The organism is Methanohalophilus sp. WG1-DM, assembly GCF_004104135.1.
GTDB lineage: Archaea > Halobacteriota > Methanosarcinia > Methanosarcinales > Methanosarcinaceae > Methanohalophilus > Methanohalophilus euhalobius.
Map to the genome: position 1 here is coordinate 35,324 of NZ_RRBA01000013.1, position 10,671 is coordinate 45,994.

Here is a 10,671-nt window from a genome sequence, read left to right on the forward strand (position 1 = left end):
AATCTCGAACAACATCTTGTCTGATCTTATATTGAACTACTCCACGCTTATGCATGGAGATTCCCACGAGTTGTTATATCATTCATTGGATGTATTTGGAATACATCAAATGTCAATAACCCTGTTTGTCGTAGATTATGAGCAAAATGCTCATAGCCTGTCCAAATGGCATTCTGTGATAGGAAACGTATCATGATATTGATAGCACTATTTCTATCTCTATCAATAACGTTACCACAATCACATGTCATATCACGTCTATATAATGGCATATCATGTTGTTTTCCACAAACATAACATGTTTTTGACGTATAACTTTCATCAATTTTAACTACTTTTTTACCTATAAACTCTGCTTTATAGGTGAGAAATTCGATGAAACGTGATAAATAACCATTATTTTGTGTAGAGCGGTTCAATGATCTTGATTTTGATTTACCCATATTTTTAACGTTAAGTTTGCCTACAATAATTGTATTGGCTTTTGTGTTTTCTAACATTTTTTTGGTGGTTTTGTGTTGCCAATCTTTTATTTGATTGTTTTTCTTACTTACCATAGTACTAATAGTTTTGTTTAATCGATGCCATTTTTTACTGTATTTTTTGCAATGGTCACGTCTTGATTGAACTGCACTGATTTTAGAATCCCAATATAAATCATATCGTGGATTGTTTATTTCAAAAAATTTCCCTTTATCATTTATCGCAGTAATCGTTTTGGTAATCCCTAAATCAATGGCTTGAAATTTATGGTTTTGAACATAAGGTACATTGATTTCAGGTTCATAGGAAAGGGCAACAAAAAAATCTCCATTACCCTTTTTATCTTCATTGAATATTTCGATTTGTTTAATCTTCAAATTTGATATATCATGTTCAATATCAATTATCAAATCATCATTATTTATTTTATGTGAGAATTTAATTATATTTCCAACTACTTTGAAACCACTCTGATTATATGTTATTGTAAAAAAGTATTTACGACTTCTAAATTTAGGTGGTCTTGCTTTTTTGTCACCGTTTTTGTGAAGTCCAAAAAACGATTTATAATTGGCATCTAATTTACGCAAAACCATCTGACATGTTTTAGAATAAAGAACATTTATATCAGGATTTGCTTCTTTAATTTGTGGCAAATCGTTCTGCTGTTTTGTATATGAAATGGATTTTTTATCATTTTTCCATGAGTCTTTTCTTTCAGATAATGCAATATTATAAAGAGATGTACATGCATTGGATAACTCCCAAAGCATTTCTTTTTGTAATTCAGTTGGATGAATTTTGTATTTTTTTGTTAATTGCATTATTTCCCCTGATTATCAACATATCTTTTCAAAACATCCAGCGTAACCTGTCCTGTCGTAGCCAAGAAATATGATCTTGACCAGAATGCATCTTTCCCAACTTCTCTTTTACTTCTGGAAAATTCCATCTAATCTCTCTTGATGAAATTGTTTTGATTGAATTGATATATTTAGGTATATCCAATGTTTGTTTTGCTTTGAATATCATATGAAAATGGTCTTTATCACATTCGATATTTAGGACTTCCACTTCAAAGTTTGCACTTATATTGTATATAGTTTTTTCAAACAATCAACTACGAGAGGATTCACCAAAGCATCTCTTCTATATTTTACACATTGTACAAAATGATATTGCAGTGAATATACAGAATGGCTACCTGTATCCAGTTTGTTGTTCATAGTTACATATATAAGCTTATAACTACAAATAACTTATACAATTATATTATTATAGCACGGCTTTCATCCCCTACCTAACGGAAGGGGCCTTCACGCCTGTTGGGTTAAAGGTTTGCTTATGTGTAATAGTGGCTTCTATAGAATAGCATGGCCACAAAGTATGATTTGGTGAACTCAATTTAAGTTATACAATGACTGAAACAAAGGTACCTGCTATGATTATTGCCACGATGGATGCGGATAAAAATAGACCGGAGTAAAATATAAGATCTCTGTCATGTTCCTGCACTCCGTACATCAGGCCAAAAATGGTAATAAATATCCCGCCAACAGCTATAGCTATCAGATCACGGTATACCGTATACAGAAAAAGAATTGCAATGATATAGAGTACTGCTATAAGATATGGGTTGCGATATAATGATTTTTCTTTTTTCATCCTGTCACCTGGGTACTTTTTTATCAGGTATGGCCTGCAACTTGTTGCGGTTACCAGAGCTTTTAAAATTAATGTTTTTGATGGTTGTAGTTATAATATTCAAATTACAAAAGCTACAAAAGGAAAGTTGAGTAAATCATTCCTTTTCTTCAGGGGGTTTCCAGCCAAAACGTTTCATAACCATCTTAATACGGGCATTAACTTCTCTTTTGTCAAAGGGTTTTGAAATATAATCATCGATACCCAGTTCCATTCCCTTTAGTTTGTCATCTACTTTTGTTTTGGCTGTAATCATGATAATTGCAATGTCTCTTGTGTCCCTTTTCTTTTTCAGGGTCTCAACGACCTCATAACCGTCCATATCAGGCATCATTATATCCAGTAATATAAGGTCGGGGAGTTCTTCTCTTGCAATTTCAATGGCATCTTTCCCGTTATATGCAACTAAAAAATCGTAGGGTTCATCTTTAAGGGACAATTTCAAAAGATCAGGAATATCGGGTTCATCATCTACAATAAGTATTTTGAGTCTTTCTTTTTTGACCTTTTTCTGGATATAGTATAGATTGATTTTTCCCTTGTCTACTACGTATTTCACATCAAGACTATTCAGTCCCATTTCAACATGCATCTCTCCTGTATCCGAGGCATCTATTACAACATCGAAAAAGGATACCAAAGTTCCTTCTTTTTCACCAGCAGAACCTTTATTGAGCATTGATACAGCGCTTCCTTCATGCTGGTGGACATTTGACATGACGTATTTCAGGAAATTTTCAACAACCTGGAGATTATCCTTTGAAAGGATGTTCATGTCATCAATGACCATTGTTGACCCGGGCATTTCAGAAAATAGTTTAGATGTATGTGACCCGATTTTCATATAATCGGTCTGAGAAGAATAGTAAAGGGTGTTTTCTTTTTCCTCTTTTGAAGGATCTTCAATATCTATAAACCACATTCTATCCAGATAGTTGTCAATTCCCATCCCGTAATCTCTAAAATTAGCTATCACTTTGTCTCTTGAGTTTTTCAGGCAGAGCCATATTATATTCTTTTGATCATCATTTTCGAGTATGGAATGAATATAAAAATAGATTAACCTTTCACTGGATACACTTGCAGGAGCCAGAAAAACAGTAGTTTTGTCGGCAAGTCCTTCACGAAAAGTATCCATAATCTCTGCGGTATCTTCGCCGGACATTTCCCTCTACTCCTCCTGATATCTCTATTTGGTGTTTTAGAATATTAATGTTTGGGACTTCTGTTCACATTATAATAAGTCCCAAACCTGTTTGATGATTAATCCCTGAGTTGCTCTTCTACCATCCGGCGACCCAATGCAAGTCCTTCGTCAATCTTTGCACTATCCTGACCTCCGCCACGTGCCATTGAAGGTTTACCTCCTCCGCCTCCGCCGGTTAGACTTGCTATTTTACGTACGATGTTTCCTACGTTAACCCCTTTTGAAACTGCACTGTCACCCGCAGCAGCTGCGATCTTGACACCTTCATGATCACTTAAGAGTAATGCAACAATATCGTCACTTGAAGCAAGTTCTCCTGCCATTCGGGTAAGTTCATCGGCATCTGCACCGTCGACTCTTGAACTTATAAAGCGAATATCCTTTAGATGTTCAGCATTTTCAATTAAGTGATTTACGCGGGATTCTGCCAGTTCTTTCTTGAGCCGGGTATTTTCTTTCTTAAATTCTTTCCATTCAGTGAAGAAACGTTCAATGGTTGACGGTAGCTGCTCGGTAGATACCCTCAATGTTTCTGCAGAACTTCTGAGAAGTTTATCCCTTGCCTGGAAAGCTACAACAGCAGCTTCGCCTGCTGCATATTCAATACGTTCCACTCCATCCTGTATCCGTTCTGTCTTCAGGATTTTGATGGGGCCAACCTGACCGGTAAAGGTGCAGTGAGTCCCAGCACAGGCTTCAATATCGCTTCCTACATGCAATACGCGAATGCGGTCCCCTGGTGGTACTCCGCCCTGATAAAGGCTAAATCCGTATCTTTTTTCGGCGGTACTGCGATCCATCCACTCGCTAATTACTCGTTTGTTCTCCATTACCATCTGGTTTGCAATCATCTCAATCTCATTGAGTTCCTCAGGAGCAATCCTTTTGTAATGAGAAAGATCAAGCCTGGCGCGGTCGACGAATTTCTGTGCACCTGCCTGCCATATATGGTCTCCCAGCACCTGCCGCGCTGCATCATTTATTATATGGGTTGCAGTATGATTTCTTGCATGTGCCATACGACGTTTTTCATCCACTTTTCCCGTAACCATATCTCCTTTTCGAATATGGAGTTCATCTTCGATTTCTTCTATGGTATGGGTGACCACCCCGTTAAATATCTGGACATCGATTACTTTGAGTAAGGCATCATCTACCATGAATGTGCCATGGTCTGGCGGCTGTCCCCCTCCTTCAGGATAGAGAAGTGTGCTGTCGAGCACTATATTATTGTCAAAAACATCAAGAACAACAGCTTCGAATTCCATTCTGTTTGGCTCATCGTAGAAAAGCCGTTTTGTAGGGGGGAGTTTCTTGAGATGATCTGCATAGGGGATTTCTTTTTCCTCTTCCTGTACGGATTTGCTGTGCCGCTCAGCGACAAGGGAGTAAAAATTATCGGGTAGTTCGATTTCCACTCCTACTTCAGAGGCAGCTTCTTTGGATATCTCAGCCGGTATGCCATGACTGTCATACATGTCTATAACAGTGTCAAGAGGCATTTTTTCTCCCTTTTTCTTGTAGTGCTTTGCAGATTTTTGTATGAGTTTCTTCCCACGCTGCAGGGTTTCCTGGAATTTCTTTTCTTCGTTATCCAGTATGTCGTTTATTATATCAAATCTGTCGGCGAATTCAGGGTATTCGGGGAGATGGTTGATGTGCATCTGTATAATGTCAGATAACGGGATTGTGATGCCAAGGTCCTGCATCATCTTCATTGTACGTCTGATCACAAGTCTTGCAAGATATCCTGCTTTGACATTTGAAGGTATTATTCCGTCACCCAGCATAAATGTTATACAACGGGCATGGTCTGCAATGGCATATGCCGTTTCCACGGGCTCCATTATGGTGCCCAGTTTATCAGCAGTAATTCCTATGTTTGAAGCTACCTGTTTGCGCAATTCCAGCAGGTTTGCTTTTTCGCTTACATCCATCAGGCCTGCAAGCCGGGCGTTCTGGGATAAAATATTTGCATAATCTTCATCTTCCAGCCGATGTTCCACACCTGCCAGTTCCATAAGTTCCCCGACAACTTCCGGGAATATAGCATCATATACAGTAGGGGTTCCCTGGGATGCCCATACCAGCCTTTCCAACCCGTACCCTGTGTCCACGATGTAATTGTCCATTTTCCTGTAAGTATCACCTTTAATCACGATATCTCCGTCTTTGGATTGCTGGAGATTCATAAACACAAGGGTTGCCACTTCCAGGCCACCTATAAGAACTTCAACACAGGCACCGGCGTTTCCGCCACCTGCCCAGGGTTCTTCTTTGTAGGTTACAGCAAATGGGTCTACTCCAAGTTCGTTGAGCAGGCCGTCACAGAGCTGTACTGTCCGGTCTTTCCAGTAGATCTCATTATCCTTTTTGTTGAATGCGTGATGTGCCATCATCTCAAAGGTAGTCAGATGACGACCACTTCTTCCGACCGCATCCAGGTCAGAAAGGCGGATGCATGGTTGTGATATTGTGAGAGGGTTTGCAGGAGGGGCAACCTGTCCGGAAGTTACAAAGGGCTGGAAATCTGCTATGGAGGCGATAGTAAGATAGATATCATTTCTCCAGCGTGCTATCACAGGGTATCTTTCAATACGTGTGTGTCCATTTTTCTCAAAGTAACTAAGATAAAACTCCCTCATCTGTGCAAGATTAAACTTTTTCTTGAAGACGGGGTTGCCGATGAATGAATATGGGTCACAGGGTGCATCTCCGCATGTATCCCTGTCTCTGTCACGGGTCCAGAAATAACTGCCACATTTTTGGCACTGTTTTCTGATAAAACCGTTTTCGTAGAAGAAATTTATATCGTATTCCTCTTCAAGCATAATAATCCCAAATTGAATAGTTAATCGTAACAATAGAGCCTCAGATTCTTATGCCTAATGCCCCCATGTTTAAAAATATTTCTCATATATACACCTTCTCAACTAATTATTATTTGATATTTATATTTATTTCATCATATTTTTTGAACACAAGCATACATTAATAAGCTTATCTATGAGCAATTTGTGTACATTCAGGTTATATCAATGTCCATAAGTAGATTCTTCTATTTAGGAGATGATATTAATGCAGACTATTAATTACATGTCAATGGTTTTCAGGAGCGCAGTAGAAGATTACGAAAAAACCGGTGTTCATCCTTCAGTATTCCTTGATCCAAGTGGGCAACTCCAAATATATCTCTGTGATCCTGTTGCAGCGGAAGAAGAATTTGAAACTACCTATGGAATGGGTGACTATGAAGTTAACGGAGCCCAGTTTGTGAGCGACATTTCCGAAAATGAGAATATTCATGAAGTTAATTATGCAAAGTTAGTAACTCCCTTTTCTATGGATGATTGAATTCTTCTTATTTTTCTTACCTCCTTTTTATGCGAATCAGTAAATACATAATCAAAACTTTTTTATAACTTGTCTCTGTGCCAGTCTATTATATAGATAGGAGGCAACATGCAGATAAAGGCAAGTCCCGGGTTTCAGGTAAATCCTCATGTTTTTTATGTATCGGCAGTTCTGGTATTATTTTTCGTGTCGATTGGGGTCTTTTTTACAAAAAGATTATCTGAAATTTTTGAAACATTCCAAAATACGATTGTAGTAAACTTTGGCTGGTTCTACATTCTCTCAGTTGCATTTTTCCTCCTATTTGTTATCTGGCTATATTTCAGTCCCTATGGATCCATCCGGTTGGGCAAGGATTCGGATCGGCCGGAATATAAAGATACCACCTGGTTTGCAATGCTTTTCAGTGCAGGTATGGGCATAGGGCTGCTTTTCTATAGTGTCGCAGAACCAATTCTTCATTTCGCTTCTCCCCGGGATGCTGCACCCGGGACGATTGAGGCGGCAGTTGAAGCGGTGAACCTCTCTTTTTTCCACTGGGGGCTTCATGCCTGGGCAATATATACTGTGGTGGGGCTTTCGCTTGCATATTTTTCCTACAGGCATGATATGCCGCTGACAATTCGCTCTACAATGTATCCGTTGTTTGGTGACAGGATATATGGAATACGTGGAAACATTGTAGAAGTGCTGGCCATCTTTGGCACATTGTTTGGTGTTGCCACTTCACTGGGTCTGGGTGTAATGCAGATTAATGCAGGAATGGATTATCTTGGTCTGATGTCGGTGTCTATAAATAACCAGATTTTGCTGATTGTATTCATAACTCTTGCAGCCACTACTTCTGTGATATCAGGTCTGAACAGGGGAATACGTATATTGAGTCAGGTTAATATCCTGCTGGGTCTTGCCCTTGTCATATTCGTCTTTATCGTAGGTCCCTCTGTTTTCCTTTTGAGTTCATTTGTACAAAGTATAGGTTACTATTTGCAAAACATTGTTTACCTTACTTTCCAGACCGATGCCTTCACTGGTCTGGAATGGCAGAAAATGTGGACCATGTTCTACTGGGGTTGGTGGATCTCCTGGTCACCCTTTGTTGGCATGTTCATTGCACGTGTATCCCGGGGGCGCACAATCAGGGAATTTATCAGGGGAGTACTGCTTGTTCCTGCAATTGTAACTTTCATCTGGATTATCGTCTTTGGTAACACGGCAATTCATATGGAGGTGTTTGGTAACGGTGGTATTGTAAATGCTGTCCAGACAAGTATTCCGACGGCCCTTTATGTCCTGCTGGATAAATTGCCGGGTTCATTGCTAAGTTCTGCTCTTGCAACGATTGTCGTAATGACTTTCTTTGTTACATCGTCTGATTCGGGTTCCCTTGTTATTTCCATCCTTTCCTCAGGGGGAGATCCCAAACCAGCAATTCCCCTGAGGCTATTCTGGTCCCTGCTTCAGGGTGCTGTTGCAGCTGTTCTTCTGTTGACCGGGGGGCTTGTGGGGTTGCAAACAGCTGCCCTTACCACAGCTCTGCCATTCTGTGTCGTTTTAATTCTGATGTGTTACAGTGTATCGAAGGGATTAAAAACCGAGTCTGATAGCTACAGGGTCATAGATTCGGAGAAAAAACCGCCGGAAAATACATCAGATAATAGAGCTAAACAACTGGTAGGAGAACTTTTCAAAGGCGGGTCCAAATGAACATGTGGGAACAAAAATTGCGGGATATTTTTCAGGCGGAAAAGAAAAATTCCGGGGAAAGGACTACGGAGGAAATGCATGTCAGGTTTGCAGAACTCAATATGAGGGATTTTTTCAAACATGTGGTATTTCCTGCCTATGACGACCTGAAAAAGGAAATTGAAAAATATGGCAGAACGGTTGAGGTCAATGTGGATGATACCGGGATGAACTCCGCCTCTCTGACAGTTTATGTCCCCTCCGTCAAAAAACCAGATGAACAGGTTGAAGAATTCTATTTTGAAATAAGGGGCAGGGCCTATCAAAAGGCCGGTTTTGCTTTTCCGGCACATGCAGATGAAGAGCAGCCACGTATCCGTAAGGTGGAAATATTACTTCGCAACGGTACTGTCCATGAATATGATATAGAGAATCTGACCCGGCAAGATATCATAGAATGTTTTGTCGACGAATACTCAAAATGGATCAATTACTGATTTTTTCAATTCATTACCTTTAAAACCCTTAAGGTCAATCTGGCTTTCCATGTCGAAAAAAATTCTGCTTACCAATGATGACGGTGTGTATTCTGCGGGAATACGTGCTGCTTACAAAAGTGTGGATTCACTGGGCGATGTGACGATTGCTGCACCGGCTTTCCAGAAAAGCGGTGTAGGGCGGTCAATTTCTATTTTTGAGCCCCTGCGGATGAACCGTACAAAGATAGATGGCGTGGATGCTTATGCAATAGGCGGTACTCCCACTGATTCAGTGATACTGGGGATATTTTCGGTTATGAAGGAAAAACCCGACCTTATTGTGTCGGGATTCAATATCGGGGAAAATATCAGTACGGATACCGCGACTACCTCAGGAACCGTGGGTGCGGCACTGGAAGGTGCAAGTTATGGCATCCCTGCAATTGCAGTTTCCATCCAGGTCATAGAACAGGGTCTCAAATTCGATGACCTGCGGGATTATGAACATGATTTCGAGGTCGGTATCAGGGTAGTGAACCGGATTGCGAAAAAGGTCCTGGAACACGGGCTGCCTGAAAACGTGGATATATTGAATGTAAACCTGCCGCATGATGTGAAAGAAGATACCGAGATCGAGATCACCCGCCTTGCAAGAAAGTTTTTCAATATGGAAGTCGAAGAGCGCCATGATCCCAGGGGCAGGCCATATTACTGGCTTGCAGGCGACCCGATACCAGAGGGTGAAGAAGGTACCGATGTACATGCCGTTACCCAGAAGGGGCACATATCGATAACACCTCTGAGTCTGGATTCGACTTCCAGGGTGGACAACTCGGAAATAGAAAAATTATTTTGATTATTTTTTGATGTGGATGTCGATCTCTTTCCAGGTTGGGTCGACACCATGCAGACTTTCTGCAGCCGCAGCCGCAGTTTTTCCCAGGAATTTCTGTACAAAATCGTTTATTTCTATATTTTTACCATCAACATTAAGTTCGACTTTCATTTTTGACACTTCCCTTTTTGTGCATATAGAATGGATTCCAATATTTATTATTCTTTGTATCCCAAGTTTGACAGTATTCACTCCTTGCTGAAGAAACCGTCTCCTCTTCCAACCTAAAAATTTCACTTTTTTGTCAGGAAAACCCATTTGACAGTATTAAATAATTCAAGTCAATTTCTACGATTTCATCCCTTTTTGCCTTAAAATCAGTGTATTTATTGCATCAAAATTAGCGTAAATGTATCTTTTTGCCTTATTTCTCATGTAATCCACGGTAACTGTCAAATTCAATAAGCTATTTTTAATGAATTTTGTAGACTTAGATTTGAGTTCATCGTACTCATATCGCATCAGTGATATGAACAATTGCGCAATGAATCCAATAATCACAGCTCCAAACGCTAGCATCCGTCCACACTCGCAATGGTTTGATCTCAATCTCATTCTTCAGCGAGTTGATGATTTTCTCAATAGAATCCTTCTTCCTATATGTAGAAAGAGCCTGTTTTAGTGTCAAATTCCTGCTTGATTTCAGACAGAAAAATCCTTCTCTACCTGTAATCACCTTCTCCTCCAGTAGTTTGATACACTCTTTTTCATCCATATCCGCCAGTTTTGTCTGCAAAGAATAAGTTACATCAACAAGTGCATTGTTGATCCTGAATCTCTTGGGCAGTTTCTTATTCTTATCAATGGATTTCTGTATATCTTTTGCCTGTTTTATCTGCCTCATAACCTTTCTTGCTCTGGAA

At 39.8% G+C, this 10,671-nt stretch carries 9 protein-coding genes and 2 pseudogenes; 4 read left to right on the top strand and 7 right to left on the bottom strand.

The genetic code is table 11. The features are described from left to right. Window positions 1-47: 47 nt before the first annotated feature. The 5 genes and pseudogenes from CI957_RS08590 to alaS all read right to left on the bottom strand — a co-directional run bounded on the left by CI957_RS08590 (window position 48) and on the right by alaS (window position 6,225). The gene (locus CI957_RS08590; protein ID WP_128754649.1) at window positions 48-1,307 is read right to left on the bottom strand and encodes an RNA-guided endonuclease TnpB family protein; all 1,260 of its coding nucleotides are present in this window, start codon (window positions 1,305-1,307) and stop codon (window positions 48-50) included. Further along, window positions 1,307-1,557: pseudogene (tnpA, locus tag CI957_RS11245) on the bottom strand (IS200/IS605 family transposase). The gene CI957_RS08590 and the pseudogene tnpA overlap by 1 nt, the downstream one beginning before the upstream one ends. Window positions 1,558-1,893: 336 nt before the next feature. Next, window positions 1,894-2,148 carry a hypothetical protein gene (locus CI957_RS08600; RefSeq protein WP_128754650.1) on the bottom strand — a complete coding sequence of 85 codons (255 nt, stop codon included), beginning with the start codon at window positions 2,146-2,148 and terminating at the stop codon, window positions 1,894-1,896. 136 nt (window positions 2,149-2,284) lie between these two features. Further along, window positions 2,285-3,352: a response regulator transcription factor gene (locus CI957_RS08605; RefSeq protein ID WP_128754651.1), complete on the bottom strand. Its 1,068-nt coding sequence runs from the start codon at window positions 3,350-3,352 to the stop codon at window positions 2,285-2,287. A gap of 98 nt (window positions 3,353-3,450) precedes the next feature. Further along, entirely contained in the window at window positions 3,451-6,225 is a 2,775-nt protein-coding gene (gene alaS, locus CI957_RS08610) for an alanine--tRNA ligase (RefSeq protein WP_096712603.1), read from the bottom strand. A 247-nt stretch (window positions 6,226-6,472) separates the two neighbouring features. On the opposite strand from alaS, the gene CI957_RS08615 reads away from it, so the two are divergent. The 4 genes from CI957_RS08615 (at window position 6,473) to surE (ending at window position 9,769) form a co-directional block, all read left to right on the top strand. Beyond that, on the top strand, window positions 6,473-6,748 hold the full coding sequence (locus CI957_RS08615) for a hypothetical protein (RefSeq protein WP_128754652.1): 276 nt from the start codon (window positions 6,473-6,475) through the stop codon (window positions 6,746-6,748). A 108-nt stretch (window positions 6,749-6,856) separates the two neighbouring features. Further along, the gene (locus tag CI957_RS08620) at window positions 6,857-8,455 is read left to right on the top strand and encodes a BCCT family transporter (RefSeq protein WP_128754653.1); all 1,599 of its coding nucleotides are present in this window, start codon (window positions 6,857-6,859) and stop codon (window positions 8,453-8,455) included. Next, complete coding sequence (locus CI957_RS08625) at window positions 8,452-8,931, top strand: hypothetical protein (protein ID WP_096712600.1); 480 nt, start codon at window positions 8,452-8,454, stop codon at window positions 8,929-8,931. The genes CI957_RS08620 and CI957_RS08625 overlap by 4 nt, the downstream gene beginning before the upstream one ends. Window positions 8,932-8,980: 49 nt before the next feature. Then, a complete protein-coding gene (surE, locus tag CI957_RS08630) occupies window positions 8,981-9,769 on the top strand; it encodes a 5'/3'-nucleotidase SurE (protein WP_394328815.1) in 789 nt (262 codons plus the stop codon). On the opposite strand, the gene CI957_RS10685 is transcribed toward surE, so the two are convergent. Both CI957_RS10685 and CI957_RS08635 read right to left on the bottom strand, forming a co-directional pair. Next, a complete protein-coding gene (locus CI957_RS10685) occupies window positions 9,770-9,919 on the bottom strand; it encodes a hypothetical protein (RefSeq protein WP_164909077.1) in 150 nt (49 codons plus the stop codon). It lies immediately after the preceding gene. A 177-nt stretch (window positions 9,920-10,096) separates the two neighbouring features. Continuing rightward, a pseudogene (locus CI957_RS08635) lies at window positions 10,097-10,671 on the bottom strand (IS1634 family transposase); the annotation flags it as partial.